The sequence below is a fragment of the Ferrimonas kyonanensis DSM 18153 genome (genome assembly GCF_000425405.1).
GTDB classification, from domain to species: Bacteria; Pseudomonadota; Gammaproteobacteria; order Enterobacterales; family Shewanellaceae; genus Ferrimonas; species Ferrimonas kyonanensis.
The window spans coordinates 12265-38849 of sequence record NZ_AUDJ01000014.1 but is presented as its reverse complement, the minus strand read 5'-3'; the positions used below and the strand labels follow the sequence as shown (position 1 = coordinate 38849).

29 protein-coding genes, 1 other RNA gene and 1 pseudogene are annotated in these 26585 nt (G+C 58.7%); 12 read left to right on the top strand and 19 right to left on the bottom strand.

Features of this window, described 5'->3' with window-relative positions; genetic code table 11:
* Nucleotides 1-132: 132 nt before the first annotated feature.
* From H598_RS0106060 to H598_RS23480, 10 genes are read right to left on the bottom strand one after another with little or no spacing between them, the layout of a single operon-like run.
* On the bottom strand, nt 133-1416 hold the full coding sequence (locus H598_RS0106060; protein ID WP_028112218.1) for a proton-conducting transporter transmembrane domain-containing protein: 1284 nt from the start codon (nt 1414-1416) through the stop codon (nt 133-135).
* On the bottom strand, nt 1413-2909 hold the full coding sequence (locus H598_RS0106055) for a proton-conducting transporter transmembrane domain-containing protein (RefSeq protein ID WP_028112217.1): 1497 nt from the start codon (nt 2907-2909) through the stop codon (nt 1413-1415). The genes H598_RS0106060 and H598_RS0106055 overlap by 4 nt, the downstream gene beginning before the upstream one ends.
* Nucleotides 2906-4339, bottom strand: coding sequence for a complex I subunit 5 family protein (locus H598_RS0106050; protein ID WP_028112216.1), 1434 nt, complete (start codon nt 4337-4339; stop codon nt 2906-2908). The genes H598_RS0106055 and H598_RS0106050 overlap by 4 nt, the downstream gene beginning before the upstream one ends.
* A complete protein-coding gene (locus tag H598_RS0106045; RefSeq protein WP_028112215.1) occupies nt 4339-4644 on the bottom strand; it encodes an NADH-quinone oxidoreductase subunit K in 306 nt (101 codons plus the stop codon). Before H598_RS0106045 ends, H598_RS0106050 begins: the two co-directional genes overlap by 1 nt.
* Complete coding sequence (locus H598_RS23490) at nt 4645-5289, bottom strand: Na(+)/H(+) antiporter subunit B (protein ID WP_035415544.1); 645 nt, start codon at nt 5287-5289, stop codon at nt 4645-4647.
* Nucleotides 5290-5345: 56 nt separating this feature from the next.
* Nucleotides 5346-5666 carry a Na(+)/H(+) antiporter subunit B gene (locus tag H598_RS23485; RefSeq protein ID WP_245595561.1) on the bottom strand — a complete coding sequence of 107 codons (321 nt, stop codon included), beginning with the start codon at nt 5664-5666 and terminating at the stop codon, nt 5346-5348.
* Nucleotides 5663-5962: a monovalent cation/H(+) antiporter subunit G gene (mnhG, locus tag H598_RS0106035; RefSeq protein WP_028112214.1), complete on the bottom strand. Its 300-nt coding sequence runs from the start codon at nt 5960-5962 to the stop codon at nt 5663-5665. The genes H598_RS23485 and mnhG overlap by 4 nt, the downstream gene beginning before the upstream one ends.
* On the bottom strand, nt 5949-6227 hold the full coding sequence (locus tag H598_RS0106030) for an MrpF/PhaF family protein (RefSeq protein WP_028112213.1): 279 nt from the start codon (nt 6225-6227) through the stop codon (nt 5949-5951). The genes mnhG and H598_RS0106030 overlap by 14 nt, the downstream gene beginning before the upstream one ends.
* A 5-nt stretch (nt 6228-6232) precedes the next feature.
* Nucleotides 6233-7216 carry a universal stress protein gene (locus H598_RS0106025; RefSeq protein ID WP_028112212.1) on the bottom strand — a complete coding sequence of 328 codons (984 nt, stop codon included), beginning with the start codon at nt 7214-7216 and terminating at the stop codon, nt 6233-6235.
* Nucleotides 7203-7748: a Na+/H+ antiporter subunit E gene (locus tag H598_RS23480; RefSeq protein ID WP_028112211.1), complete on the bottom strand. Its 546-nt coding sequence runs from the start codon at nt 7746-7748 to the stop codon at nt 7203-7205. Before H598_RS23480 ends, H598_RS0106025 begins: the two co-directional genes overlap by 14 nt.
* Nucleotides 7749-8082: 334 nt before the next feature.
* Here H598_RS23480 and H598_RS0106015 point away from each other — a divergent pair, with 334 nt between their 5' ends.
* From H598_RS0106015 to H598_RS0105985, 7 genes are all read left to right on the top strand, one after another.
* Nucleotides 8083-8739 (top strand): HEPN domain-containing protein, encoded by a 657-nt coding sequence (locus H598_RS0106015; RefSeq protein WP_028112210.1) that lies wholly within the window; start codon nt 8083-8085, stop codon nt 8737-8739.
* Nucleotides 8740-8913: 174 nt separating this feature from the next.
* Complete coding sequence (locus H598_RS0106010; RefSeq protein ID WP_028112209.1) at nt 8914-9909, top strand: hypothetical protein; 996 nt, start codon at nt 8914-8916, stop codon at nt 9907-9909.
* Complete coding sequence (locus H598_RS0106005) at nt 9906-10454, top strand: hypothetical protein (protein WP_028112208.1); 549 nt, start codon at nt 9906-9908, stop codon at nt 10452-10454. Before H598_RS0106010 ends, H598_RS0106005 begins: the two co-directional genes overlap by 4 nt.
* 42 nt (nt 10455-10496) lie before the next feature.
* Nucleotides 10497-10949 (top strand): hypothetical protein, encoded by a 453-nt coding sequence (locus tag H598_RS0106000; protein ID WP_156896948.1) that lies wholly within the window; start codon nt 10497-10499, stop codon nt 10947-10949.
* A 5-nt stretch (nt 10950-10954) separates the two neighbouring features.
* Nucleotides 10955-14398: a DEAD/DEAH box helicase gene (locus H598_RS25460; protein WP_051252478.1), complete on the top strand. Its 3444-nt coding sequence runs from the start codon at nt 10955-10957 to the stop codon at nt 14396-14398.
* A gap of 316 nt (nt 14399-14714) precedes the next feature.
* On the top strand, nt 14715-14861 hold the full coding sequence (locus tag H598_RS26410; protein WP_156896947.1) for a hypothetical protein: 147 nt from the start codon (nt 14715-14717) through the stop codon (nt 14859-14861).
* Nucleotides 14858-15061, top strand: a complete 204-nt coding sequence (locus H598_RS0105985) for a hypothetical protein (RefSeq protein ID WP_028112205.1) — start codon at nt 14858-14860, stop codon at nt 15059-15061. The genes H598_RS26410 and H598_RS0105985 overlap by 4 nt, the downstream gene beginning before the upstream one ends.
* A 434-nt stretch (nt 15062-15495) precedes the next feature.
* On the opposite strand, the gene H598_RS26405 is transcribed toward H598_RS0105985, so the two are convergent.
* The 4 genes and pseudogenes from H598_RS26405 to H598_RS0105975 all read right to left on the bottom strand — a co-directional run bounded on the left by H598_RS26405 (nt 15496) and on the right by H598_RS0105975 (nt 17778).
* Complete coding sequence (locus tag H598_RS26405; RefSeq protein WP_028112204.1) at nt 15496-15840, bottom strand: hypothetical protein; 345 nt, start codon at nt 15838-15840, stop codon at nt 15496-15498.
* A 24-nt stretch (nt 15841-15864) separates the two neighbouring features.
* Nucleotides 15865-16068 (bottom strand): annotated as a pseudogene (locus H598_RS27170) (DUF6538 domain-containing protein); the annotation flags it as partial.
* A gap of 71 nt (nt 16069-16139) precedes the next feature.
* Nucleotides 16140-16236, bottom strand: an RNA gene (ffs, locus tag H598_RS25920) — signal recognition particle sRNA small type.
* 207 nt (nt 16237-16443) lie between these two features.
* Nucleotides 16444-17778 (bottom strand): DASS family sodium-coupled anion symporter, encoded by a 1335-nt coding sequence (locus tag H598_RS0105975; protein WP_245595566.1) that lies wholly within the window; start codon nt 17776-17778, stop codon nt 16444-16446.
* A 505-nt stretch (nt 17779-18283) separates the two neighbouring features.
* On the opposite strand from H598_RS0105975, the gene H598_RS0105970 reads away from it, so the two are divergent.
* The 3 genes from H598_RS0105970 to H598_RS0105960 all read left to right on the top strand — a co-directional run bounded on the left by H598_RS0105970 (nt 18284) and on the right by H598_RS0105960 (nt 20356).
* Nucleotides 18284-18577, top strand: coding sequence for a ComEA family DNA-binding protein (locus H598_RS0105970; protein WP_028112202.1), 294 nt, complete (start codon nt 18284-18286; stop codon nt 18575-18577).
* Between the two features lie 151 nt (nt 18578-18728).
* Entirely contained in the window at nt 18729-19634 is a 906-nt protein-coding gene (galU, locus tag H598_RS0105965) for a UTP--glucose-1-phosphate uridylyltransferase GalU (RefSeq protein ID WP_028112201.1), read from the top strand.
* Nucleotides 19635-19735: 101 nt separating this feature from the next.
* Complete coding sequence (locus H598_RS0105960; protein WP_028112200.1) at nt 19736-20356, top strand: hypothetical protein; 621 nt, start codon at nt 19736-19738, stop codon at nt 20354-20356.
* Here the strand turns inward: H598_RS0105960 and H598_RS0105955 are convergent.
* The 3 genes from H598_RS0105955 to H598_RS26400 form a co-directional block, all read right to left on the bottom strand.
* Complete coding sequence (locus H598_RS0105955) at nt 20337-21077, bottom strand: ElyC/SanA/YdcF family protein (RefSeq protein WP_051252474.1); 741 nt, start codon at nt 21075-21077, stop codon at nt 20337-20339. The genes H598_RS0105960 and H598_RS0105955 overlap by 20 nt on opposite strands.
* Nucleotides 21078-21974: a fructokinase gene (gene mak, locus H598_RS0105950; RefSeq protein ID WP_035415540.1), complete on the bottom strand. Its 897-nt coding sequence runs from the start codon at nt 21972-21974 to the stop codon at nt 21078-21080. It abuts the gene before it with no gap.
* Nucleotides 21975-22064: 90 nt separating this feature from the next.
* Nucleotides 22065-22226, bottom strand: a complete 162-nt coding sequence (locus tag H598_RS26400) for a hypothetical protein (protein WP_156896946.1) — start codon at nt 22224-22226, stop codon at nt 22065-22067.
* Between the two features lie 377 nt (nt 22227-22603).
* On the opposite strand from H598_RS26400, the gene aroG reads away from it, so the two are divergent.
* On the top strand, nt 22604-23659 hold the full coding sequence (gene aroG / locus H598_RS0105940; protein WP_028112197.1) for a 3-deoxy-7-phosphoheptulonate synthase AroG: 1056 nt from the start codon (nt 22604-22606) through the stop codon (nt 23657-23659).
* Nucleotides 23660-23790: 131 nt separating this feature from the next.
* Here aroG and H598_RS26745 read toward each other — a convergent pair whose 3' ends face one another.
* Nucleotides 23791-24129 (bottom strand): hypothetical protein, encoded by a 339-nt coding sequence (locus H598_RS26745; protein WP_169629222.1) that lies wholly within the window; start codon nt 24127-24129, stop codon nt 23791-23793.
* A gap of 359 nt (nt 24130-24488) precedes the next feature.
* Complete coding sequence (locus H598_RS26395; protein ID WP_051252472.1) at nt 24489-24974, bottom strand: hypothetical protein; 486 nt, start codon at nt 24972-24974, stop codon at nt 24489-24491.
* A gap of 169 nt (nt 24975-25143) precedes the next feature.
* On the opposite strand from H598_RS26395, the gene H598_RS0105930 reads away from it, so the two are divergent.
* Nucleotides 25144-26532 (top strand): UPF0149 family protein, encoded by a 1389-nt coding sequence (locus H598_RS0105930; RefSeq protein WP_169629221.1) that lies wholly within the window; start codon nt 25144-25146, stop codon nt 26530-26532.
* The last annotated feature ends 53 nt before the right edge of the window (nt 26533-26585 follow it).

Genomic DNA, 26585 nt, shown 5'->3' with positions numbered 1-26585 from the left:
TCGTGGTGTGTGCCCATATTACGCCCAATAACCTGCGCCGTTTTGCGCCCCGGATCACAGCCGCAAACAAATCAGTATCGAATTCGGTTCGACCCCAAGCCTGTCACCAGGCAGGCCGGTGCATTCACACCATCAAGGCGGCTCTACCTGCAGCAGCCACAGTGCCACCGCCACAATGCACAACAGCAACAACAACGACAGTGCCACCCTCCAAACCCGCAACCATCGCTCGCCAGTCTCAAACAGCCTCACCCAATATGACAAACGCCGCTGCTCTCCCCCCCAGATAAGCCAGCGCGCCAGCATTGCGAACCCTGACTGCAGCGCCACCCGCCGTCCCAACGCGACACACGCCTGGTAGCAGCGCTCTATAGCCACCCTCGGTGGCGACACACCCACAGGCGTTGGCGCTCTCCCGCCCGCGCTCTGCCAGCCCGCAACCCCGAGGCTAACCCCTATTCCCAAGGCCACCATCAACGGCCATGCCACGCCTCCATAGCGCTGCCAGAGCTCCGGGGTCACCATCGCCGCTCCCAGTGCCGTAACCAGCCCCCCGGTCACCATAATGACCACATAGGCTGGCCGTCGTTGCCTCTGGGCCCCCACGATCCCAACCATCAGGCAATAGAGCATCGCCGCAACCCCAAAGGCCTGAAGCCCCCTCCCCAACCCAGGCGCAACCACCTTACCCAGCGGCAGCCAGTGAGCCAACCCGAGCAAGCCGGTGGCGACCGGCCCCAACCACAACAACAAGAATGTTGCCAACCGCTGCGGATGATGCGCCAACGGCAGCCATTGATGCAGCGGCCATAAACCGATTTTCAAAGCAAACCCCGTCATCACCAGGGCCAGATACAGTGTTGAAGAATCGAACGTCGACAGCGCCTCGGGCAAGGAGGTAAACCCGACCGAGCCGCTGAACCCGGCCACGAGCAACATCGCCTCAAACAACAGCAGGTCTGCCACCACCAACGCCATCAGATAGAGGCGACCGGCGCGCCGGGCAGCCCCATCGCCTTGCGCGCACAACACCCCGACGCAGGCATAGCCCATCAAGGTTGAAAACGACAGAAACACAATCATATCCATCGACAAAATCGCCCCTAACTGCCCCGCCATCGACAGCAACAACAGGCGATTTGCCCCCCCAGCACCCGCGGTTTTGCCACCGAGGAATGCCGCACTGCTCCAAAACAGCACCGATACCGCCAACCACCACCATCGCTGCGAATCCAGCCCCATCCCTGCCCCCGCATACAGCCACGGCAGTTCCACCATCAGCGGCTGCGAAACCAGCAACAATGCCGCGGCCGGCAGCAACGCCAGATGCGCAGACCAGAGCAGGCGCCATGGCGATTTAGACAGCGCCAGTAGCAACGGCCACAAGGGGGAAAGCAGCACCAGCAGATCGCTCATTCGCCCCCCGCCCTGTTGACAATCAAGCTAACCCACTCCACCAAACTGAAGGGGGCCGACGCCCACAGCCCCAGAACCACAACGGTAGTAGCGGTAATCAATGGCGGTATCAACAGCATCCAGGCCGTCTCCTGCTGCCCAAGACAGCGCTCGTCAGGCCAGCGTGTGGGCGCAGGCTCAAACCAGGCGGCGTAGAGAATGGGCAGGAAATACGCGGCATTTAACAGGCTGCTGCCTGCCAAAATCCACACGACCCAGCCCTGATCGGAGGCCAGTGCCCCCATGCCGAGATACCATTTACTGAAAAAGCCCGCCAGGGGCGGTGCCCCGATCATGGCGAACACCCCCACGGTGAACGCCGCCATGGTCCAGGGCATTCGCCGCCCGACCCCATTCATTTCACTGACTCGATGAATCCCCAAGGTCTCGGCCAGGTTGCCGGCACACAGAAACAGAGTGATTTTCTGAACCCCCTGGTGCACCAAGTGAATCAAGCCGCCAGTGGCCGCAACCGGGCCGGCGACACCAATGCCAAGGATGATGTAAGCCACCTGACTGACCGTCGAAAACGCCAGCCGTCGCTTGAGCTCATCCTGAAACAGCGCCCGGAACGAGCCATACAGAATGGTGACCGCGGCCACCACCGCCAGAGGCAAGGTCAGCCCAAGGCTTTGCGAAAACTCAATGCCGTAGACGTCATACACAATCCGAATAATCCCAAATGCCCCGGCCTTAACCACCGCCACCGCGTGCAGCAGGGCGCTCACTGGGGCCGGAGCCACCATCGCCTTGAGCAACCAGCCATGCAGAGGAACCAGGGCAGCCTTAACCCCCAGGCCTGCAATACACAAGGCGAAAATCAGCATCAGCGTTGGATGCAACGAAGCATCGAGACCGGACAGAAAACCGTGCGCCCGGAACTCGGTCGTACCGGACAGGGTGTGCAGCCAAACCGTAGACAACAGCAATAACGCCCCACCGCCGAGGGTGTAGACGAGGTAATCTCGCCCTGCCCGTTTCGCGACCTCGGTGCCGCGATGGACAATAAGCGGATAGGTGCACAGGGTCAGCAGCTCATAAAATAACAGGAAGGTCACCAGGTTGCCGGCCAGGGCAACCCCTACCGTTGCCGTGACGCACACACTGAAAAACCCGAAGAAGCGACTGCGGTAAGGGGACCCTTCCAGGTAGCCGACCGCGTACACCGTGGTCACCAGCCACAGCGCCGCCGACAAGCTCAGGAACAACATCGACAGTGGTCCGGCACTCAATACCAATTCGATTCCCGGCAGCAGAGGCAAGCGGGTCTGGTATTGCTGGCCATTTAACAGGCCAAAAAACATCACCCCGACCAACAGCAGTTTGACCACCGCGCCGGCCAAATTCAGCGTTGTTCGGGCAGCCACCCGCTCCTCCGGCAGGAAGAAGATGACCAGCCCCGGAACAAGGGAGCTGCCGACCACCAATAGCGGCAGAGCCTCGCCCCAGTTCATAAGCAAACAGTCCCGCCAAAAGGAGCACCGATCTCCATCACGGCCAGCGGCCAGGGGGCAACCAACCCCAACACAACGGCCGCCATCGCCAACAGCAAGGCGGTCCACTCCATTCGCGCGACGCCCCCTTGGCTGTCATGGCCCGGCTCGGCCTGAGTAAAGGCATGAGCGATGATTTTGAACACGTAAGCCGCAGCCAATAACCCGCCGACAAGCAAAATCGCCCCCCACCACCACTGGCCAGACTCGAGTGAGGCCTCCAGCAACAACCACTTGGCAATGAAGCCACCACTGGGGGGCAACCCCATCAGACTGATTCCAGCCAGTGTCAAAGCAATGAAGGTCAGAGGCATGCGCTGAGCAACGGGCGCTAACTCCGCGATGCGATCGTGACCCGCCACCCGTTGTATGTTCCCCGCTGCCATAAACATCGCCGCCTTCGCCACCGCATGAGACAACAGCATATAAAGCCCGCCTTTCCAGGCGGTGCTCATACCAAGGGGAAAAGCCAGAAACAGGTAGCCCAGTTGCGACACCGTCGAATACGCTATCAGTAGCTTTAGCCGCTGCTGACATAGCGCCAGAATCCCGCCCCACAAAACGGCCAACGCCCCCAAAGTCCCCAGTAACTGGGCAACATACCCATCCACTGCGGGGAACACCTCCAGCCACAGACGCAACAAGATGTAGAACGGGGCCTTCACCACCAGCGCCGACAGCAACGCACTCACCGGAGCCGGAGAAAAGGCGTGGGCAGCCGGCAACCAGAAATGCAGTGGAAACAGTGCCGACTTAATCAGCAGGCCGACACTCATCACCCCTAGCGCCACCAGTACCGGCGGCGATGGCACCACTCTTTGTGCCAGTACGGCGATATCCAGGCTGCCAAACCCATGATAAATAAAGGCGATGCCTAATAGGTAAAACAAAGACCCCACTTGGCTGATTAACCAGTAACGCATCGCCGAATTCAGGGCCTGTGCCCCGCCGTCCAGCGCGATCAAGGCCACCGCCGCTAATCCCAACAACTCAAGAGTGACATAGAGATTAAAGATATCGGCCGACAGAAACAGGGCATTGAGTGCGGCCCAAAGCAGCAGCCACAATGACCAGAAATGGACTGATTTATCGCGACCAAAGTAGTCATAGGAGTAGACGCTGATCCCGAGCCCGACCACGGAGGCCACCGCCAGCATCAACAGGCTCAGCCCATCGGCATAAAGATCAATCCCCAGAGGCGCGCCCCAGCCACCAATGGCATAGCGCTGTGGCCCCATCTGTTGCAACTGCCAGCCTAACCCCGCGATCGCCCCCATCACCGCCAATGACGTGGCCAGGCCCAAGAGTCCGGCCTTGGTACGAAACAGAAAGCAGCCGATGCCTCCCAACAAAGGCACGACGATCAGTACCACACCCCACGGAGTGTCCATTACTCCCCACTGCCATCAGACAATTGGTTGTCCCCCGTTGCCTGATACAGCCGCAACATCAACGTCAGTGCCAGCGCCGTCGCTGACACCGTGATAACAATGCCGGTAATGACCATGGCGTGAGGCACCGGGTCCACCACCCCCGAAGTGCGGGACGCCAAGGCCACCAGCACCAGAAACACCCCGGAGCACATCACATTAACGGCCAGTATCTTGCGCAACAGATTCACATTGTGAATCAAGGCATGCAGGGCCAGAACAAACACGCTGACGCCAAGCAGTGCGTAGAAATAAGCGTGACCCATTCACTCCTCCCCTGGGCGCCCGCCCATAAACAGCGCCGCCAATGTCGCGCCGATGGACAGCGTCGCCATGGCCTCAATCACGACCACCAATTGACTCGCCACCGAGGGCGGGTACTGCAAAAACGCGCCATCTGCCGCGGCCAGGGCGACACCGGTCAATACAAACAATCCCAGCCCCGACGCCAGCAACAGCCGCAGCGGCAAGCCGATAAAGCGATTGTCGATACGCCAGCCACACAACAGCAGCAGTACCCCTGCCGCCCCCAATAGTGAACCGGCCTGGAAGGCGCCCCCCGGGGCGTTGGTGCCCGCCCAAAGCAGATACCCTGCCGAGACAATCAATACCGGAACCAGTTGACGGGACATGGTGTCCAGCACCTGACCCGGGTTCCATTGCCGCGACACCGAGGCGATGCGCAAAGACCACACCCCCAACAGAGCCGCCAGCAATACCGCCAACTCCAGTAAGGTGTCGTAGCCACGAAAATTCAGCAGCACCGCGGTCACCGGGTTCGAGATCCCACTCTCCTCCATCTTCGCCGCGACCGTTTCCGACAGGCTGACAGCGTGCTCTGGCAGAGAGACGACGGTGTACACCAGTCCCAACCAAAACAGCAGCAGTAACGGCCTGAGCCTAGCCCTCATGCCAGCCTCTTGCAGCCATCACTTCGGCGGCGCCGACCACGACACCGCGGGATGGGTCACAGCTCACTTTCCGCTCCCTTGACCGCCGATTGTTCGCCGGCCCCATCCTGCTCGGCCTTCGGTGCTGCCAGCCGGCTCCGCCGCATTCGCGCCATGGCTGCCAACAACAGGGCACCGGTCAGTCCGCCACCTATCGCCGCTTCCGCCAGGGCGATGTCCGGCGCATTGAGCCGAACCCACACCAATGACATCAACAATCCGAAACTGACATAGAGCACGATCGCCTTGAACGTCTGTTTAGTCGCCAATGCCAGCCACGCCAGCCACAACACCGCCGCTGCCAGCAGTCCATCAAGCAACCAAGACAACAGCGTCATTCCGTCCATGGCTTAATGCCCCGCTGCAACGCCCGCCGGGCGATCAAGTGGGCGATGCTTGCGCTGGCAAGCATCACCAACCCCCAAATGAGCAGCAGTTTACCCACGCCAAGCCCATGAGGTGCCTGAACCGCCAACCCCAGGATCACCAACCCCAGGCCAACATTGTCGGCCTTGGTCAACGCGTGCAGCCGCGTATACACATCAGGAAAACGCAGCAAGCCGACGGTGCCCGCCACAAAAAACACACTCCCTGCCAGCAATAAAATGGCAGAGAACACCTCAATGGGAGTCATTCTTCTGCTCCTTAGTCCGCCAGGCCGGTCTGACAAACGCCACGGCCGTGACCGCCGACAGCAAGGCAAAAACCAAAGCCACGTCAACCAGGGCCGAATGACCTAAGGCCTGCGCCAAAATCAACAAGATGGCCACCAGGGAGGTGCCCAGCAACTGCACCGACAACATGCGATCGGCCGCCGTGGGCCCCCGCACGACCCGCCACATACCGACAACCAGATTGACAAGCAGCACCAACACCAATGACAGGTAAAAAATTTGCATAAGGGTCAACCATCCACTTTCACCGGCGTGCTAAAGCCGGGTGGTTTCACAGCAAGCACGGAGCACTGAATCTGACCCAGTATCGTCTCGGCGGTATTTCCCATGATCAATCCCGACACCCCGGTTCGGGCGACGGTTCCCATCACCACCAGGTCGGCATCAATCTGCTGACTCAGTGACGGGATCTGCTGACAGGCATCGCCCTTAAGCAGGTGAATCGTCGGGCGAAGGTACTGCAGGGCATCGGCACCGATGCTGTGTTTCAGCGACTGCATCAAACTCTCCATGCAGGCCGAACGCTGGCGCCTAATTTGCTGAACATAAGCGTCAACCTCGGTCTGCCCGGTTCTCATGAATGCGCCATTTCGCATCGCGCTCTCGGCCGGGGCCTCCCAGACATGGATGATGTGCAGCTCGGCCGATTCGGCCAGTGCCAGGGCGCTGGCCATTTCAAGCAACTGTCGGTTCAACCCCTCAACGGGCGCGGCCTCATCCCGGGGGTAGGCATCATCAACATCGACGGCGGCCAGGATGACGCGACAAGGCTTGGGCGCCTGCGGTTTGATGATCCAAAGCGGACAGGGGCATTTCCGCAACAGGTGCATATCATCACTGCCAAATAGACGATCCAACCAATCCCGCTGCTCGGGAACCTTGATCACCAGGTCCCGGTGATGACGCAGTACCTCATGAATAATCTGCAAGAACGGAATCCCGACCAACACCTTGATGTCCATCTTGGTGCGCGTGGCAAAGGGCGCTATGAAGGCGTCCAGTTTCTGACGGTGAATAGTGACTATCGCATCCTGAAGATCGACCAGATCCGGCCCGCCATCAGACACGCCAATCCCTACCGTGACATGCGGCACCACACTGACAACGGTCAGCCTGCCCTGGTTGCTATTCGCCAACTCAATGGCCCGCTCCAGCACCGGCACGGAGCTGCGCTCAGGCTCCAGCACGCAAAGAATGTTTTTAAACCGCTTCACTACTTGCCCCTGCATCACAGTCCAAGGAAACTTCAAACATTCGCGCCACCAACTGCTCCAATCTCATCAGTTCCGGCCAGACCGCTTTGCGCAGGTCAAGCACATGGATCTGTAAGCGATTGGCACGCAGCTCCATTCCCAATGTGCCCGGGAGCAAACTGATGGTGTTCACCAGGCATACCCGAGGCAACCCCTTTGGCAATCGTATTGAAAACTCCACCACTCCCGGGAAGATGGGCAGGCCCGGGTGAAAGGCGCGCCAGGCCACGTCGATGGCCCCCAGCAGCGAGTGCCACAAGAAAAACCGGAGGAAGCGCATCGAGCCAACGACCGAACACGAGAACGCCGGCACCAGGGTCACGTAGGTCAAGGTCGCGATACACACCACCGGCAGCCCCAATATCCATGACTGTGCCGAACCTGAACTGAGCATCCACCACAGCCCGGCAAACATCAGCGCACTGGTCGCGATGCGTCGACGGTCAACACTCGGCCCCTTTCCAAGCCCGCTCCAGCCAGATCGTCGATTCATGCCAAAGCCTCAATGTTGGTTAAGCTGCCCACAGGGGCTCGAAAAACCCACGCGCCAACGCCCAAGGATGACAAACAGCAAGGTGGCCCGATGCCAGCCAGTCACAAGCGCGCCGATGCAACCACAGCTCTCCATCTTCCCAAGTGTAGATGATGAATGCTGCGGGTCTGGCCAAGTTGACCACCGCGACAACGTGGGCCGGCGCTAGTTTCCAAGGCTCACCGGCTCTCAGAGACAGAGGAGTCCGGGCCAGACACGGCAAAGGTCACGTCACCATTGGGGTCCACTTTCCCTTCTGTGTTATGGTGTGCCAGCACGGAGAAATAATTAAAAAATGAAGCAGTTTAACCAGTTAAAAACTAAGCAGCGGCAGCTGAGAGCCGGCTTTTCCGAGAACCTGAGCCTGAGGGTGCATCGCGCCCTGAGTTGGCTGCAGCGCTCGGAAGCCTGCGACGATGACCCCGACGGCGAATTCATCTTCCTGTGGATCGCCTTTAACGCCGCCTACGCCAACGACATGGATGCCCAGTACCGCGGCAGCGAACTGGATGCCTCCAATCGCTTCCTGACCCGGCTGTGCCAACTGGACCCCGAGCAACGACTCAGTGCCCTGGTCTGGCAGCAGTACCCAGGCCCCATTCGAGTGCTGCTCGACAATCAACACGTTTTTCAGCCGTTCTGGGATCACCTCAACGGCAAGCCAGGCAGCGAGCAATGGCAACAGCAGTTCAGTGAAGCCAGGCACCAGGCGGCTAAAGCACTGAGCCAACAAAACACCCCCAGGGTGCTGGCGATTGCCCTGCAGCGCATCTACACCCTTCGCAATCAACTGGTTCATGGCGGAGCCACTTGGAACAGTCAGCTGAACCGCCAGCAACTCAGGGATTGCTGCGCCATCTTGCGCAGCCTGGTACCCATCGTTATCGACATCATGATGGACAATGCCGATCAGATCTGGGGAGACCCCTTCTACCCGGTGGTGGCCTCCTGACTCAAGCAGAACGATCCGTCGTCGAACCTTAACCTCGATGACGAACCACCACGCTGCCGTTGCCGCACCTGTCGTGTTTTCAGGCAGGTGTCCATTCTGCCTGCAAGCGAACCGCCGTCGGGCTGTGATAAGATTGATTCCACAAATAAAAAAGCACAGACCTGCACCTGATCTATGAATTCACCGGGCACTCTACCTGCACCCCTGAAAGTCCAACTTCCGGTCCGGCGTTACCGCCTAACCCTACAGCATCAACTGCTCGACGCCTTAGGCAAGGTATCGCAGTTTGTACTGCAAGCGTTGGCCGAAGACTGCCGCACCCTGGCTGACATCAAGCGCATCACCGCCCTCACCGACGCCCACCTGACGCCGATTCTGACCCGACTGGAGGGGCTGGGTTGGTTCGATCTGGAGCGACAACAACTCACCGAAATGGGCCAGGAGATGGCTCAGGCCTCGGCGCTGAATGGCCAGAGCCAGGGGCTGTGGCTGGACGTGGTGGATGGCATCAGCAGCCTGCATCACGCCGAAGCGGAGCAACGACTGCACCCCGCTAGCGATGTCGATGACGCGGTGACGGTCCCCGAGTTTGAGAAGGACTGGAACATTCAAAAAGTGCTGCAGACCCGGCGCCTGACCAAAGGCCTGACCGACGACAGCGGCGAAGCCTTCATCGACTTTATGACCCGGCTATGGCCCCAGCATCATGACATTCTCCGCAGCCAGTGCCAGGGCTGGCAGTTTCAGCTCAGCGTCGACGGCACTGAGCAGACGCTGCGCTATCGCACCGTCGAGTTGGCAGCCGGTACCCCACTGGAAACCGACTACTGGCGAGGCATCACGGTACAACTTCCGGTGCTGCAGTGTCGCATCGAGCACCGGGTACCGGAGCTGATCGCCGGGGCACTGACGCCGATACCGCCACTGAGCGAGGACATATGCCGGGTCACCGGTATGCCATTGACCCAGTTTGAAGCGGCCATGACCCGCAAGACGGATCTGCACTGGCCCGAAGCGAGCTTGATTCCGATCACCGAACTGGTCGCCACCGAAACACCACTGCCACCGCTAATGAGCCGCAGCGTGTCCCTGACCCAGAGCAGCCGGGCCTTGATTCTCGGTCATCACGTCTTACGACAGCAACTGCATGCCGACAGGGAGTCATCATGAAGACCGTCGAACTGTTCCAGTTCAATCAGTTGGATTTTGGCAGCGGCCGCCATGCCCGGGTCGTCAAAAACTCCCGAGCCGCCCTGCAACTGGTGCGCCACGGCGCCAAGGGCGCCAACCCGGTGGCCGCCTGGGTCGACGCCGCCATCTCGGTGGCCGATGCCATCAACTCCTACTGCAAACTGCAGCGGGCCAGGGCCATTACCGAACAACTGCAAGCCAGAAAGCAGGAGCTGACACGCAAGGTGGCCAACGCCAGTGAGGTGCTGGCCATTAAGCAGAACCTGTGGCAACTGGAACAGCAACACCGATTAACCCTGCTGGAAACCACGCTGGAACAGCGTCAGCAACACACCGAACGATTGCTGGCGCAGCTGAAAAGCCAGCACAAGAGCCTGGAGATGCTGTTGACCCAGGTGCGGGCTCTGAGGCGCCAAAGCCGCAGCAGTTGCCCCAGATTAACGACCCTGACCCACGCCGCCGATGCCCTGATGCAGGCGCAACTGGCGTGCCTGGTGTATGCCCTCAATGAGCCGTCTGAATGACCACCGCGCCCGTTGACCGTATCAACTAATTGCCGAGAACTGATGATGAAAACCCCGACCAGAACCGTATCGAAAAAGACCAAGGCCACTCAGCAAGGCGCCGCCGCCAAGGCGGTCGACAAGCTGGACGGCCAGCAACTGGTGGAACTGGCCCAGGAGGGCGTCAAGGCCTACAGCAGCTACAACGAACTGCGCAGCGAGCGGGAGCGGACCATTCAGGTCAAAGCCGACGCCCTCAAAGAGATGCAGCAATCGGACAACGAGGTGCGCAAGCAGCAGACCGCCTTCCATCAGCGCAGCAAAGAGCTGGAAGTGGAGCAATACAACGCCGAAACTGAGCGACTGAGCCACAGCCAGCGGCACCAGCAGTGGCAACAAGACCAGCAGAGCCGCGAGAAAACCATCGCCGTGCTTCGCGCCAAGGTAGCCACCGGAGACGCCAGTGCCGATGAAATTGTGCTGCTGCAACAGCTTCACAGCGCCAGCCAGGACTGACCCGCATGCTTGCAGCCCTAACCGCTATCGGTGTCGGCGTCGCCCTGACCGCCTCCGCCGCCGCCTGGTATTTCGACAAGGCCACCGAGGAGGAGCAGCGGCGCCACAGCCATTTGCGAGCCGACATCGATGCCCTCAACCAACAGCTGGCCGCCCATGGCATCGAGCTGGAAACCGCCAATGCCCTGCACCTGCGCCAGGCTCTGGAGCAGGTGCTGACCAAGCTCGGTGAAGAACATCAGCGTCAGCGCAGCAAAATTGCCGCCATCGATGCCGAGCTCAGTAAGCTGCCGCCCCAGCTGGCCAGAGAGTTGCAGGACGACAGCATCAGTCCCTACCGTCGCCGCGCCCTGAAGCAAAGCTACTGCCAGATTGAAGATGCCCAGGCCCGATTGCGGGCCTTTGGCCACTACCTGGACTGGTACCGCACCCAGCTAGACCACTATTGGTCGACCCTGGATCACAACCGCCACGACATCGAATCGCTGCAAACCCTGCTCGGCGACATTGAGCTGCCGTCGGCCACCCTGCCTCACGACTGGCTTTACGTGGGTAAGGTGGTGTTGATTGAGGAACAGGAGCTCGACAGCAACATGGCGTTTAACAGCCGCCTGCACCTGACCAACAACCGGGTGATGCAGGGCTGGAGCAGCGATTTTCAGGAGCGGCTGTTCTTCGACTACCCTCAGCGGGATGCAATTCCACTGCAGATCGTTCACCACAAGACCAGTGCCAAAGGCAAACGACTGTTTTACGGCTGCGTCGCCAAGGGCCGCCTCTGGGTCGACCACATCCTGGCGGGCCAGCCAATTCCACTGGAAGTGGAACGCAAAACCCGCCTCGGTTACCTGCTGCAGTCGGAGCTGGGCATCGTCCGCGCCAACTTGCCGATTCAATTGACCCATAACCCGCTGATTGAACTGCTGCCCGGCCAGCAGGTGCACGCCTACGCCGATCAGTACAACCTGCTGCTGAGCGATTCGCCGGGCAACCTCAATCCCAAGTTCAAGCGGATTCAGGTGAGCATGCTCGACAGCGCCGAGCTGGGCTCAGAGGAGCAAGGCGGGCTGTTTCTGTTTCTGGACGCCAAGCTGCTGCAGCCCGGTTGGGAAGCGGCACTGGATGGTGCCGACACCACCCCGTGGCGAATGCTGGCGCTGGAGGGCAACCAGCTGGTGATCGCCCGCCATAATCTGCGCCTGCACTGCCACATGGACGCCTCGTTATCGGCGCTGACGGTACAGCACATCGACCCCTACCAGGATCACGGCCAGGGATTTGAACTGCCCCTGGCCATGGTCGCGGTGGACGCCCGCCTGGTTGGGCAGACCCCCACCAACCCCGACGCCTTCGAACAATTGGTCAACCTGACCGCCCAGATTGCCGCCGCCGATGCCAATCAGCAGCAGCGGCTGGCCCAGGCCAAGATGCTGGGGCAGTGGCAACAGGTAATGGACTATCAACAAAGCCAGCTGCAACTAACGGTAGAAGGGGTCGCCAGTGAACCGGACGAGCAGGCGGCACAGCTGCAGCTGTCGTTACAGGCCGCTGCCGACGCACCGTTAGCGGAGTTCATTGACGCCTGCAAACAGATTCAGCGCAGCGGTTTCGAGCCACGCTGTCGCCTCAGCTACTGGGGCGATGACGGTCAGGGCCAACACCGTTGGCTGGAGCCTTTGCCGCCTCGAGCACGGCATAAGCTGGAGCTGGTCATTCAGGGAAAACGTCTGAACCTGGGGCTGCCGTGGGCCCACGGTCGGCAGCTGCAACACGCTTTGCAGCACCACCCGGGGGCCGTGGCACTGCAACTGACCCTGCACAAGTACGACGACGCCCTCAACCGCCAGCACACCGCCCTGGAAGCGTTTCGCCATGACGCCCTGGCCTCGCCGCAGATCAAACAGATTCTGCTGGCGCCCGGGCAGTATCAGGGCGAGCGAGATCCCTTCTGGCATCAGCATTTCAGCCAGCCGGTGCAATGGCAGAATCCGCAACTGACCCCAACCCAGAAACAGGTGATCGCCACGGCGCTGACCGAACGCCACCTGGCGCTGATTCAGGGCCCTCCGGGCACCGCCAAAACCACCAGCATCGTCGAGATGTTGCACCAGATTTTCAGCCAACAGCCGGAGACCCGGGTGCTGCTGGTGTCGCAGCAGCACGCCGCCGTCGACAACGCCCTGGACCGGTTCATCGATCTGCACCAGCCACAACTGGGCAGCGGCCAGGTCAAGCTGCTTCGCATCGGCCCGGAGAAGAAGGTGGAAGGCCAGCTGCGCAATTACACCCTGGGCAAGCGGCAACAGGAGTTTGTCGACCTCAGCCGCCAGGCGGCCACCCAAGCCGCCGTCAGCGCTCAGGCCGACGACCGGACGCTGGCCAGTCATTGGCTGAACGGCGTACTGGGCCCGGTTGCCGAAGAGGATAAACCCACCCCGGCGCTGAACCAGGAGCTGACCTGGCTGCTGCTGCAAAACCACAACCTGGTGGGGGCCACCTGCGTCGGACTGGCGTCACGGCAACAGAGCATCGACCAGCTGCGCTTCGACGTGGTGATCATCGATGAAGCCGGTCGCTCGACGGTGCCGGAGCTGATGATTCCCATGCTCAGGGCCAAGAAAGTGATTCTGATCGGGGATCATTTTCAGCTGCCGCCCAGCGTGGCGCCGCTGTTGCAGACCGATGAAGCCAGCGAGGAACTGCCGTTTTTGAAAGAGACCTTTCTGGAGACCAGCTTCTTTGAAACCCTCTACGATGGCCTGCCGGCCCAGTCGAAGAGTTTCCTCGGCGAGCAGTTCCGAATGCCGAAACAGATCGGTGACCTGGTGGCAGAGCTGTTCTACAGCCCGAATGGCCAGCGGCAACTGCAGAACGGCCGCATCATCGACGAGTCCGAGTTTCTGCTGCCCCACACCCTGATGTGGCAGGACGTTCGCGGCCGGCAACAGCGCGAGGACACCAGCCAGTACAACCGCGAAGAGGCCAGCGCCATCATCCGCTTCCTGAACGCGCAGCGGCACAAACTCAAGGGTGACGATACCCGACAGGTGGCGGTGATCACCCCCTATGGGGCCCAGAAACGCACCATTCGGACGATGATGGCCAAAGTCTGCGATAACGAAAGCCACGGCGAATACACTTGGGGCGGACTGAGCATTCGCATCAACACCGTCGACAGTTTTCAGGGCAGCGAAGCGGAGTTGGTGTGTTACTCCACCGTGCGCACCTACGGCAACCTGCGCTTCCTGCTGGACTGGAAGCGGCTCAATGTGGCCTGCTCCCGCGCCAAGGAGAACCTGATATTCTTCGGCCACCTGCCGTTTTTGCGCCGCCCTTGCCGCAATGGCGAACGCAACCTGTTTGCGGAGATCATCGCCCGCATCCCCAAATGCGCCATCCTGCCTCCCCAGCCTCAGCCTCAACGTCCCAAGGCTCGACGCCCCGCCTGAGGCACAACACAACGGCCCGCTGAATAGCGGGCCGTTGACCATCACCACTGCGTGGCTCTGCGGTGATTCAGCAACCGCCGGATTGACTTCAGAGAGGGGGATTCAAAGTATTTCTGAGCAACAGACAACGACTCAAAGACGCGCTCAGCAGCAAAACAGTGTTGAATACCGACAGGAGAAAAGCTGAGCTTCTGGGGTATTGGAAAGTCGCAACCTGTCTCACCAAGTGTCTCACACCAGTTTCAACAAAAGCATTTTCAATAGAATCAGCAGGATAGCTGTGAAATTGGTGCCCCCCAGGGGCGCAGAGTCCATCATGAAGGCAATAGCCGACGGCCATCTTCCGGCAGACGTGGGACGGTCGCTTCTAGAAGGCATCGGCACGGTTCAGCGCATCAAAGAAATGGCGGAGTTAGAAGTTCGTCTCGCAGAGCTGGAAGACAAACTGGAGGGAGCAGCATGAGGCGACTGGAAACCCGTATTCGCCGTGCAGAGCGTCTGGCTGATGGCAACCTGAACGATATGCAACGAGCCTTACTCTTGGCTTTCAGTTCCATCGACTTCCCGGATAGCCCCCCCCAACAAATAAACTGCGACAGCGCGATTTTGGCTATGGATGGCGAGCCTCTGCTGGATGAACTTGAACGCCTTTTCTCTAGCTGATGCCCCCCGAACCCGATGAATAATTGGCCAGATTGTTTTTCACGAGTACACTTACCTTGAGTCCGCTCCCACCTCGGAACGGGGCGATGTAGGTCCGTGGTGCGTAGGGCTAGGTGTGTCAAGACCCTGCCTAGTTTCATCGGGCTCGCTCTTCTGCCCTTGCGATTGCACCTGGCTCGCTGCGTGGCTATTCTGGTCCTGAGTCCGCTCCCACCGCAGAACGGGGCGATGTAGGTCTGCCGTGCGTAGGGCTAGGTGTGTCAAGACCCTGCCTAGTTTCATCGGGCTCGCTCTTCTGCCCTTGCGATTGCACCTGGCTCGCTGCGTGGCTATTCTGGTCCTGAGTCAGCTCCCACCTCGGGACGGGCAAGTGTAGGCCCGTGGTGCGTAGACTTGGGTGTGTCACGACCCTGCCCAAATTCACCTGGCTCAATCTACCCGTATCCACTGGGTGTGATAGCCACGGACAGGTTGCCCACACTAAGAAAGTGCTGCTTGTATTTCAAAGCCACCCGCCCATCGAACTGACTCAACCGAATATCACCGACAATCTTAATCAGCTCCCGGTAGGCAAAGTCGTTGTGCGCCTCTTCGTGAGGCTTCCAGGCTTTGACCCGGATCTTCTCGGCGGTAAACAGTTTGATGGCCTCAGAGAGCCTGGAGGAATCGTCTACAGGCTTCCTAGCCCTTTGCTTTCTGAGTTGCGACTCAGCGTGCGGCTTCGTCGCAGATTGCGCTTGTGGGCGACCCTGGGGCTTCTCAGCCGTTTCTTGATGCACTCCCCTCGCCTTCTGAGAAAGCTGTTCTAAAACCTGCCAAGAACGCTGTACGGCTTCTCGATAACACCGAGTGCGCAGAGATTGCCTGACTTCAGAACGGGTTGAGCTAATGGGGGAGTCTTTAGGAACGACGACGCGGGCATACCAGATCCCATGGCGGGACTGAAACAGATAGGGGGCTGTTTGGGCCGTTTTCGAGGTCTTTTTAGGCGCCGAATTGACATGCATTATGTACCACCAAGTGTACCACCTGTGGTCATTTTCAGTTATGCGCTTGGAATATAAAGAGAAATTGGTGACACCCCCAGCCACATCCCGGCACATAAGTCATACGCTGCGGTTGCTCCCTTCCGGGCCTGGCCGAGTTCACGTACTATTATTGCGAGAGGACCGGGGGCATCATAGACATGTGCCCCGAAGGCAGGCGCATTATCGCTAATGCACCTGTTGGTTGCAAGGGGCGGATGCGTATAGCCGTGCGTTTGCGCAAGCTTTAAGCACTCTCCCTACTCTGTCGCCATAGCACCGCCGCGTTCACCGCAGCCAGATGGCGCCAATGGCATGATGCCGGACTCAAGGCCTGCCGACACCATCCCCTAACCATTACCAGAGAATCAGCGACAACAGATAGATAACGCCAATGGCGATGGCATTGATCAGAACACCGGCCCGCATCATCTCGCTCTGTTTAATGTAGCCAGCGCCAAACACAATGGCATTGGGTGGCGTCGCCACCGGCAGCATAAAGGCACAGGAAGCGGAGAAGGCAATCACCATCGACAGCATCACCGAGGAGATCCCCAGCGCCTCGGCGATGGAGGCAAACACCGGCACCAACAGCGCCGCACTGGCGGTATTACTGGCAAACTCGGTCAGCAATACCACAAACACCGTGGTGGCGAGCACAAACAGCGCCATGTGCGAAGAACCAAACAGGTCGGTGATCTGATGGGCCATAAACACACTGGTGCCGGTGGTCTTGAGCACCCCACTCAGGGTCAGGCCACCGCCGAACAGCAGCAGTACGCCCCAATCGGTGGTTTTTTCGATCTGCTTCCAGTTCACCAGTCGCAAGATCCCCAGGGCGCCGACGGCGCTCAGTGCCACGAAGGTATCGAACTTGGCGATGCCTCCCAGGGCCGCGCTCAGGGGCTTGGAGAAGATCCAGGCACTGACGGTCAGCATAAACACCAGCAGGGTACACTTACCGTTGGCCGTCAACCGTCCCGCCGCCGCGCGATAGCTGAAGCTCTGTTTCAGGTTCGGCTTAAGGAAAAAATACAGCGCACCGATGGCCAGTGGCCACAGCAGCAGAACCACCGCAATGCCGTACTCCATCCACTCGAAGAAGCTCAGTCCCACCTCTGCGGCGGCAATGGCGTTCGGTGGGCTACCGACGATGGTGCCGATGCCACCGATATTGGCACTGTAGGCCACGCCCAACAGCACGAACACGTAGGTGCGGTGATTGTCCTCTTTGTCCAGTTGCGACAACATCCCCAAGGCCAGTGGCAGCATCATCGCCGCCGTGGCGGTGTTACTGATCCACATCGACAGCAACGCCGTCACACTCAGCAACATCAGGGTCGCCACCCCCAAGCGGCCGCCGGCCATGTTAATCACCTTGCCGGCAATCAGCTTATCGATCCCCTGGGCATGCAAGGCTGCCGCCATGACAAAGCCACCAAAGAACAAAAAGATGATCGGGTTGGAGAAGTTGGCCATCGCCGCCGGCATGGAGAACACCCCGAGGGCCACCGCTAACACCGGCACCAGCAACGCAGTAATGCTGATGTGAATCGCCTCGGTGAGCCACAAAATGGCCACACAAACCAGCATTGCCAAGCCTTTGTTGATTTGGGCGTCAAACGGGAGCCAGGCAATCAGTGCGGCAAACAGCGCCACGTCTGCCAGCAAAATGGCCATCTTTCGGTCCATTAAGCTGCTAAAGAAGCCAGGCTCGGTCACGCCCTGTGACTGTGTGATGTCGGACATAAAATTCCCTTAAACCTAGAGTGTTTTTTATTAGATTAGGGGAGCAGAATGTGATCAAACAAGAGTCCGAATCCTGAAACTGAGTACCAAATTCCTCGGACCCACCGCACAGTGACAACGGAATTGAAAGTCGCCACAGTGAGCAGCAATGGCGTTATCACGCTGCGATTAGACCAAAGTCGAACTGTGACCACTTGTGATTTTCTTTCAAAAGTCCCGAGTTTTCAGATTTTTGTTGCTTACCCCAAAAACCAGGTTCGGGATCGCGATCACGAGCCGTCGAGCACCACCGCCGATCCTGATCACAAAAAATCACACTGTGAGTTACAAAGATGACCTGTGACAATCACAAAAAGTCACCTTGATGCAGATAAAACTCGGCTAGCTTGTCCTAAGTGAGCACTCGGAGGTGCCCACCACCCTAAACCGACTGAAGGAATAAAGGACTATGCTAAAACTCTTTGTGTTTATGGCAGCGCTGATGGCTGCACCCGCCCTGGTATTCGCCGCCGACGAACCGGCCCCGTCACAGATGGACACGATCACCAACACCATCAACATCAACACCGCCGATGCCGAACAACTGGCCAGCGGCCTCAAGGGGGTGGGCACCAGTAAAGCCGAAGCCATTGTCGCCTACCGTGAACAGTACGGCCCGTTCACCGAGTTGGCACAACTGGCTGAGGTCAAAGGCATTGGTGAACAGATCATCACCGCCAATAATGACCGCATTCAATTCTGAACGCCGGCACGGCATGTGAGGCTCTGTTTCAGCGATGGTCGTAACGGCCATCGCTTGTTGTGTCCGGCGGCTCGACGCAAGGGGTGAAATCCCCGCTCAAAACGAATAAGATCGCCAGCGGTATTCATACTCGACCCAAAGGACACAGCCCATGCAGACTCGCTCAGTCAAGAAAGCGGTCATTCCTGTAGCCGGACTTGGCACCCGCATGCTTCCCGCCACCAAGGCCATTCCTAAAGAGATGCTGCCGGTGGTGGACAAGCCTCTGATCCAGTATGTGGTCAAAGAGGCCATCGAAGCCGGCATCAAAGAGATTGTGTTGGTCACCCACGCCAGTAAGAACTCCATTGAGAACCACTTCGATACCAGCTTCGAACTGGAAGCCACGCTGGAAAAGCGGGTCAAGCGTCAGTTGCTGGACGAAGTCCAGGCCATCTGCCCCAAGGACGTCACCATCATGCATGTGCGTCAAGGGGAAGCCAAAGGGCTGGGTCACGCCATTATGTGTGCCAAACCCCTGGTGGGCGAAGCCCCGTTCGCCATCATCCTGCCCGATGTGCTGATCGATGACGTCGCCAGTGATCCGAAAAAAGACAACCTGGCCGACATGGTTAACCGCTACCAGCAAGACGGCATCAGTCAGATCATGGTGGAAGCGGTGCCCGAGCAGGAGGTGTCCAGCTACGGCGTGGCCGACATCAATGGCGTCACCCTGGCCGAAGGGGAGTCTGCCGCCATCAATGCCTTGGTGGAAAAGCCGGCGGTCGAAGACGCGCCATCAAACCTGGCGGTGGTAGGGCGTTACGTGCTGTCCGAGCACATCTGGCCACTGCTGAGCAAAACGCCTCCGGGCGCTGGCGACGAGATTCAACTGACCGACGCCATCGACATGCTGTTGGCACAAGAGCAGGTCAACGCCTACGCCATGAAGGGATGCAGCCACGATTGCGGCAGCAAGCTGGGCTACATGATGGCCAATGTGGAATACGGCTTGCGCCACCCGTCATTAAAAGATGATTTTAAAACCTACCTGAAACAAGTGGTTGACCGCTTTTAACGGTGTTTCTCCCTAAAACAGCGGCCTGGTGCCGCTGTTTTTGTCTGGCTCTGAGTCTATTCTTATACAGATAATGCTGTACACCTTAGCTGGGTGATCCTATGGAAGTTCTGACCTTTGCGCCTCGCCACAGTCACAAAGCTCAGCCGCTGTTTCTGTTTGGTATGGTCAACTTGCTGGCCGCTTTGGGCCTGCTGATTCAATTCGGCCGTCAATACCCGCTGGCCATTGTCTGGGTGCTGGCCTCCGCCGTTGCCCTGTCGGTGGCCATTGCCAACATGCGTCAAGCCCGTCACAGCCTGGTGGCCGACGACCGCGGCCTGTTGCTGCTGATTGAGCAAACGGTCATCCCCATCCACTGGCAACAACTGCAACGACTGGATACCGTCCCCGAGCACCAGGCGTTAGGCATTCGGCTGAGACCCGATGCCCATGTCTGGCAGCAGCTCAGCAATCGCCAGCTTCGACGCTGGTGCCAACTGACTCAGCAGAGCCTCAAACTGTACGGCGTCGCCGCCATAACCGATGGCCTGTTGGAGCAACCCACCCTACTGAAGCAGCAGTGTTACCTGTCGGAGCAACTGGCCCAGAGCAGCGGCTTTCACATCCTGCTGCACCAAAGCCAGTTCGACGAACCGTTAATCGACATCGCGAATAAGCTGCGACAAGCGCGTCAACAGGCCCTGTCGCCTCGTCCGCCCCCTAAGCCAGCGTCGACTTAAGCCGCAGCCACAGCTGGCCCAGGTACTCGTGCAGTGCCCGCTCCGACGTCAGTAGGTTGTCGGCACTGAAATTCCACCAGCGCCCGGTTCGGCCTCGAAAGTCCGTCGGGGCAGCAAGTACGTCCACCCCCAACTGCTCAAACAGCATCATGGCTCTGGGCAGGTGCGCCGCCGAGCTCACCACGGCGACGGTACCGCCGTTTACCAACTGAGCCAGCCCCTCGGCCTCTTCCTGAGTGTCTTTGGCATGATCCAGGGTGCGAATTCGGCGGCGATCCACCCCCAGCATCTCCGCGGCATCGGCCATCACCTGGGCATGGGGACGCGACTGCATCCCTTTGGCGCCGCTGAGCACCAGCAGGCTGCCGGGGCTGGCCTCAACAATGCGCACCCCCTCGGTCAACCGCGCCAATGCCGTCGCCATCAACTGCTGCGTCGGCAGATCGCTGATTTGGTCATCGTGACCAAACCCCAGCACCAACACCGCCGCCACCGGCTGACCGTGCCAGCGTGAATACTGCTGCTCCAACGGGGCCGTCAACGCCCGACTGCCGGGCGTCGAGCTCAGCGCCAGCAACAGCAGCGGCCCCGCCAGAATCAAGCCTTTGCCCAGCCAAGGACGTCGTTTTAGCTGCCACAGCCCGGCCAACACCAGAAACACGCACACCGGGATGGGCAACAACAGCGCCGAAATCCCCTTCTTAATCCAGAATCCGATCACCTAGCGCCCCCACAACCAGGCCGCACCGCGAACGCCGGAGCTGCAACCATGCTGGTTCTTTCGAATCGGGGTGGCACACTCGCCCCCCAGCACCTGCTTAGACAGGCGGGCATTAAGGCTGGGATAGAGTTCATCAATGTTGGACAGGCCGCCACCGAGAACGATGACGTCGGGATCCAGAATGTTCACCACGTGCGCCAGGGCGCGAGACAATTGACCCAGGTAGCGCTCAAACACCTCACAGGCGGCGGGCTCCTGCTGCCGAACCCGGCTGATGATCTCGCTGCCGCTGAGCTGCTGCGAGGTTAACGCCTGGTACTGGCGGCTGAACCCGGTGCCAGAGACAAAGGTTTCGATGCAGCCGCTGCGGCCACAGAAACACTCCGGACCGGGAAACTCGTCGGCGCTCATCCACGGCAGCGGGTTGTGCCCCCACTCACCACTCAAGCCATTGCCCCCGGTCAGCGCCTTGCCGTCGACGGCCAGGCCGCCGCCACAACCGGTGCCCAAAATCACCCCAAATACCAACCCCTTGCCGGCACCGGCGCCATCGATGGCTTCTGACACCGCGAAACAGTTGGCGTCGTTGGCGATACGAACCGGCCGCGACAGTATGGCGGCCAGGTCCTGGTCCAGCTGTTGGCCATTAAGGCACAGGGAGTTGGCGTTCTTAACCCGACCGGTTTGTGGTGACAGCACGCCGGGAATGCCCACGCCGACGGTCCCGGAGAGGGTCAACGTGGCTTCCGCCCGCTGAACCAGAGTGGCAATGGCCTCTAAGGTAGCGGAATAATCGCCTCGCGGGGTGGCAACCCGTTCCCGCCACAACTGCTTTCCCTGCTCATCCAGCGCTATCCCTTCAATCTTGGTCCCGCCAAGATCGATGCCAATTCTCATGCTCGATTCCTGCTAATTCACAATGAGTCAGCATGATAGCAAAGATTTAAGATAAAGCTGTGAACCCGCTTGTGCCGGCATTCGCCGCAATTACAGCAGATTGCTGAACAACGCGATGATGATCAGGGCCGCAACGATGATGGTGATAATGGGGTAGAAAAGCCGATCCGGCAGCGCATAGCGGTTCCTTTGCCACAGCTTAGAGCCACTCATTTTCTTGCGGGGGCTTTTGTCGGGTTGAGTGCTGGTCATACTGGCCTCCTTCGCACCTGAGCGGACAGGAAACCGGATTCCGGGGAGGGTTCCGAACGCCTCCTGACCACCTGCCTTCAGTATATCAAACTAAAGATGAACCCTTGATGACAAACCAAAAAAAAACCACTCCAACAAAGGGAGTGGCGGTACTGAATCTGTAGCAAAGAAAAGGAGATGATGATGAAAACAAGCTTAAAGAAACTGTGTTTACTGTTAAGTCAGAGTACCCAGGCCACAGAAAGTTCAGCCAAAAGTGAAAAAAATCCACATTTGGCCGCTTGCATCGATTCAGAGGGGCGTTTACAGTCATCTTGGGTTCACTTGTGGATTAATTTTATAATTCTTATTAGATAGTTAAATTCTGGAGTCGCATTATGTACTACCAAACCGATGACGTACGCATCGATAAAATAAAAGAACTGCTACCCCCCATTGCGATTCTGGAACGATTTCCCCTGGACGACAACGCCGCCGCCACCGTCTATCAGGCCCGGCAATCCATCCACAATATGATGAACCGTCAGGACGACCGCCTGCTGGTGGTCATCGGCCCCTGTTCCATTCACGACCCCAAGGCTGCACTGGAATACGGCCGCAAGCTCAATGTGTTACGGGAAGAACTCAAAGACGACCTCGAGATCGTCATGCGGGTCTATTTCGAAAAGCCCCGCACCACCGTCGGCTGGAAAGGGTTGATCAACGATCCGCTGCTGGACAACAGCTTCAAGCTCAATGACGGCCTGCGCACCGCCCGCAAGCTGCTGTTGGAGTTGAATCAGATGGGACTGCCGACCGCCGGTGAGTTCCTGGATATGATCACCCCTCAGTACGTGGCCGATCTAATGTGTTGGGGTGCCATCGGTGCCCGAACCACCGAGTCTCAGGTTCACCGTGAGCTGGCTTCCGGCCTCTCTTGCCCGGTGGGCTTTAAAAACGGTACCGATGGCACCATCAAAATCGCCATCGATGCCATCAACTCCGCCAACGCACCGCACCACTTCCTGTCGGTCACCAAGTATGGCCACTCGGCCATCGTGTCCACCACAGGCAACCAGGATTGCCACATCATCCTGCGCGGCGGCAAAAGCCCCAATTACCAGGCCGAGCAGGTGGCCGCCATTACCGAGCAGTTGCATCAGGCTGCCCTGCCCGCCAACATCATGATCGATTTCAGCCACGCCAACAGCGAAAAGCAGTTCAAGCGTCAGTTAGACGTGGCCGACAACGTGTGTGAGCAACTGGCCGCAGGCAACCAGAATATCTTCGGCGCCATGATTGAGAGTCACCTGGTGGAGGGACGCCAGGATCTCGCCACGCCCGACAGCCTGACTTACGGCCAGAGCATTACCGATGGCTGCATCGGCTGGGATGACAGTGAGTCGGTTCTCAGAACGTTAGCCACTGCCGTGCGGGCCCGCCGTCAGCGCTAACTGCGATGGCCCCACCACCGAGTGGGGTCGTTGACGGCCACTTTCCCGACAGCAAAAAAAACGCCACCTCAAGGAGGTGGCGAGCAACAAAACTGTCAGGGAGATGATGATGAAACTAAATTCGTTACCTTTCAATAGAGTCCTCCGTTTCCTAAAAGTTCACGCCTCGAAGTAATTTTTTTAAATTTAATTAAAAATCCGAATCTTATGAAATGCCACAACGGCATTAATGCGCTTACCTGAACCGTTGGCAAAAAAAACGCCACCTCAAACAGGTGGCGAACATTAAGGAATTCAGGAGATGATGATGAAACCAAATTCGTTACAGAAATATAGAGTCGAACCGGTCGCCAAAGTTCCATAGCAACCCCCGTTTTTTTCTTCTCCTGTTCTCGCCCAATGCCAACCGCGCTCGCAGCCCCGCTGCCAGCGGGCAGAGGCGCCCTGACAGCGAGCAAAAAAAACGCCATCTCAAGGAGATGGCGGAGAATAAGGAATTCTGAGAGATGATGATGAAACTAAATTCGTTACAGAGATATAGAGTCGCCGCCATCAGAAAAGTTCACCGGGTCAGAAAAAAAACCGGCTTTTTTTATTGGCAACAAAATCCGGGCAAAAAAAACGCCACCTCAAGGAGATGACGAAGAATACTTTATTCAAGGAGATGATGATGATGAAACTGAATTCGTTACCCTTATATAGAGCGGAAAAAACAACAAAAGTTCAGCCGTCATGAAAAAAATCACCAATTTTTTCACCCCTGGCTGAAACAGGAGCCAAAGGTCATTAAAATCAACACATTACAATCACCTATCACTGTAACTTCCGGTCAGTTCAACGGCGATGTCGTTACCACGTACCCGCTACCTCCCTGCAACGGCGCAAACCAGACGCCCTCATGCTCCCGGTACGACACCCCATCCACCGTCACGGCCCGGCTGTCTGCCGGCAATCGTTGCACCCGCTGTCCGAGTGCATACTCCGGAGCGGCTAACACCGGCTGGGGCTCACCAGACAGCACCTGATAACTGCCTGCAGGAGGCTGAGCCACGTACACATAGCTGTCCCCCTGCTGGCGATAATAGGCGTTATCGACAATGGCATAGGTCACTCCGGCGAACACCGCAAAGGTGGCGATCCGCGCCAACTCATGACGATGATAAGAGTAGTGGTTTCGATAGGGTTTATGGTGATACCCCGGCTTCACGATGATGACATTCTTGCCCTTATGGGCCTTCCCCGAATGAGGTTTGGCCTGCAGTGCCGGGCTGACCAGCAGTGTGGCGGTCACAATCAGTGCGATAACACGTTGCATAGGTCCTCCTGAGTGCACCCTGTTAACGGTAAGCCTAACGCCGTCAACTTCAACCAACGTCAACCCAGGGTAAAGTCGGGTAAATTCCTCGCCTCACCGAACGGCGCAATCTGCTATGATCGGCGCCTCATCAGCTAACCGCTGCATTTTTCACTGCCAGTCGATCACTATGTCACTTTCACCGCAAAAACTCCGTCACGCCATCAATCGTCTGCCGCTTCCCTGCGAAGCCAGCCTGAACTACTACTATCTGCATGGCTTTATCAGCGCCGTTGTCTGTGCGCCGACGCCGGTATTACCCAGCCATTGGCTGGCGATTCTGCTGGGCCCGGAGCAGGCCCTGGATGACGATCTGAGTCCGGCGCTGGTGCAGTTGTATCAGCAGGCCGCCGCGGCACTCAAAACTCAGGCTCTGGTACTGCCCAGCCAATGCCGCCTGCCCCAGGCTGAGCCACTGCGAGGCTTTGCCCCAGACTCGCCCCTGGCCCAGTGGGCCGCCGGGTTTGAGCACGGCCTGCCGCTGGTGATGGAGCAACTGGATCATCAGGATCCCGATCTGCAGCCCACCATCGCAGCCTTTGCCAGCTATGGCTGCTTTTTTGCCAACCTGCATCAGGTCCAGGCCCACTGCCAACAAAACGGACTCGATGACGCGGCATTCATCGCCGAAGCCAGACAGGTTCGACGCCACCTGTGTGAAGTGATCAATCAGGCCGCCGCCCTGTTTCTGGGCCAACACCCGGACGCAGACAACCAGCTCATGGAGCATGAATCCCTGATTGAGCAACTGACGCTGCATACCGGCGACCTGCCCGAAGCGCTGTTGAACGAACTGCAGCCGCCCTCGCCACTGCTGGTAAAACTGGCTCAGGAGGAGTTGCAGCTGTTTGTGGATGCACCGCAAATCGATCTGAACAATCAGGACTACATCGGTCACTGGCACAGCCTGTGGTGCCTGGCTGACGCCAACGCCCATCAGGATGTTCGCGATGCCATCGATACCCTGCTGCGCTTTCATTGGCACACCGACAGCCCGATGGCCCGGCTGTTTGAGCACCACTATGCGGCGCTGGCTCAATGCCTGGGGCAGCTGTTCAATCAGGCGCCAGGGTACTTGATGGGCCTGTTGAAACAAGAGCAGCTCGATACTCAGGCGCGCAGCCTGTGCCTGGGCGCCCTCGCCTGGCTGCATCAGCAAGCGCAACTGACTGACGCCCGCCTCGGCGAGGCATTATCACCGCTGCTCGGCGGTGCCGCCGCTCAGGCCAACGAGCTGCGCTCACTGGCCAGAGGCGTCGCCAAGCAGTTACCCCAGTCTCAGCAGAGCGCACTGGGAGGCCCCTGGCCGGATGCCTGTGGACCCAGTCTGCCCCAAGGCGGCTGGCCCGGCGCGACGACGCTGATCCAACAGCTGTTCCAGCGCTACCAGCAGGGTGATAAGCGCCCGGTGGACACCGAGCCAGACTCCACGATCACCGCGACTCACGGCAAAACCACTGGCCGAAACGATCCCTGCCCCTGCGGAAGTGGCAAGAAGTACAAAAAGTGCTGTGGCTAAGTGCATGAAGGCAAAAGAAGAAATAAATAGCGCGAAAAAATATCGAAAAAGAT

Excerpts from the sequence above, each read along its gene's own strand:
- H598_RS0105960 (WP_028112200.1), top strand. The coding sequence starts at position 19,736 with ATGGAAGTTCTGACCTTTGCGCCTCGCCACAGTCACAAAGCTCAGCCG.
- H598_RS0106030 (WP_028112213.1), bottom strand. The coding sequence starts at position 6,227 with ATGCAAATTTTTTACCTGTCATTGGTGTTGGTGCTGCTTGTCAATCTG.
- H598_RS0105975 (WP_245595566.1), bottom strand. The coding sequence starts at position 17,778 with ATGGACCGAAAGATGGCCATTTTGCTGGCAGACGTGGCGCTGTTTGCC.
- H598_RS0106010 (WP_028112209.1), top strand. The coding sequence starts at position 8,914 with ATGAATTCACCGGGCACTCTACCTGCACCCCTGAAAGTCCAACTTCCG.
- H598_RS0105970 (WP_028112202.1), top strand. The coding sequence starts at position 18,284 with ATGCTAAAACTCTTTGTGTTTATGGCAGCGCTGATGGCTGCACCCGCC.
- mak (WP_035415540.1), bottom strand. The coding sequence starts at position 21,974 with ATGAGAATTGGCATCGATCTTGGCGGGACCAAGATTGAAGGGATAGCG.
- H598_RS0106045 (WP_028112215.1), bottom strand. The coding sequence starts at position 4,644 with ATGGGTCACGCTTATTTCTACGCACTGCTTGGCGTCAGCGTGTTTGTT.
- galU (WP_028112201.1), top strand. The coding sequence starts at position 18,729 with ATGCAGACTCGCTCAGTCAAGAAAGCGGTCATTCCTGTAGCCGGACTT.
- mnhG (WP_028112214.1), bottom strand. The coding sequence starts at position 5,962 with ATGACTCCCATTGAGGTGTTCTCTGCCATTTTATTGCTGGCAGGGAGT.
- H598_RS0106055 (WP_028112217.1), bottom strand. The coding sequence starts at position 2,909 with ATGAACTGGGGCGAGGCTCTGCCGCTATTGGTGGTCGGCAGCTCCCTT.
- H598_RS0105930 (WP_169629221.1), top strand. The coding sequence starts at position 25,144 with ATGTCACTTTCACCGCAAAAACTCCGTCACGCCATCAATCGTCTGCCG.
- H598_RS23485 (WP_245595561.1), bottom strand. The coding sequence starts at position 5,666 with ATGACGCTGTTGTCTTGGTTGCTTGATGGACTGCTGGCAGCGGCGGTG.
- H598_RS0106005 (WP_028112208.1), top strand. The coding sequence starts at position 9,906 with ATGAAGACCGTCGAACTGTTCCAGTTCAATCAGTTGGATTTTGGCAGC.
- aroG (WP_028112197.1), top strand. The coding sequence starts at position 22,604 with ATGTACTACCAAACCGATGACGTACGCATCGATAAAATAAAAGAACTG.
- H598_RS23480 (WP_028112211.1), bottom strand. The coding sequence starts at position 7,748 with ATGAATCGACGATCTGGCTGGAGCGGGCTTGGAAAGGGGCCGAGTGTT.
- H598_RS0105985 (WP_028112205.1), top strand. The coding sequence starts at position 14,858 with ATGAGGCGACTGGAAACCCGTATTCGCCGTGCAGAGCGTCTGGCTGAT.
- H598_RS0106050 (WP_028112216.1), bottom strand. The coding sequence starts at position 4,339 with ATGGACACTCCGTGGGGTGTGGTACTGATCGTCGTGCCTTTGTTGGGA.
- H598_RS0106015 (WP_028112210.1), top strand. The coding sequence starts at position 8,083 with ATGAAGCAGTTTAACCAGTTAAAAACTAAGCAGCGGCAGCTGAGAGCC.
- H598_RS0106060 (WP_028112218.1), bottom strand. The coding sequence starts at position 1,416 with ATGAGCGATCTGCTGGTGCTGCTTTCCCCCTTGTGGCCGTTGCTACTG.
- H598_RS26400 (WP_156896946.1), bottom strand. The coding sequence starts at position 22,226 with ATGACCAGCACTCAACCCGACAAAAGCCCCCGCAAGAAAATGAGTGGC.
- H598_RS0106000 (WP_156896948.1), top strand. The coding sequence starts at position 10,497 with ATGATGAAAACCCCGACCAGAACCGTATCGAAAAAGACCAAGGCCACT.
- H598_RS26395 (WP_051252472.1), bottom strand. The coding sequence starts at position 24,974 with ATGCAACGTGTTATCGCACTGATTGTGACCGCCACACTGCTGGTCAGC.
- H598_RS26745 (WP_169629222.1), bottom strand. The coding sequence starts at position 24,129 with ATGGCGTTTTTTTTGCTCGCTGTCAGGGCGCCTCTGCCCGCTGGCAGC.
- H598_RS23490 (WP_035415544.1), bottom strand. The coding sequence starts at position 5,289 with ATGAGGGCTAGGCTCAGGCCGTTACTGCTGCTGTTTTGGTTGGGACTG.
- H598_RS26410 (WP_156896947.1), top strand. The coding sequence starts at position 14,715 with ATGAAGGCAATAGCCGACGGCCATCTTCCGGCAGACGTGGGACGGTCG.
- H598_RS25460 (WP_051252478.1), top strand. The coding sequence starts at position 10,955 with ATGCTTGCAGCCCTAACCGCTATCGGTGTCGGCGTCGCCCTGACCGCC.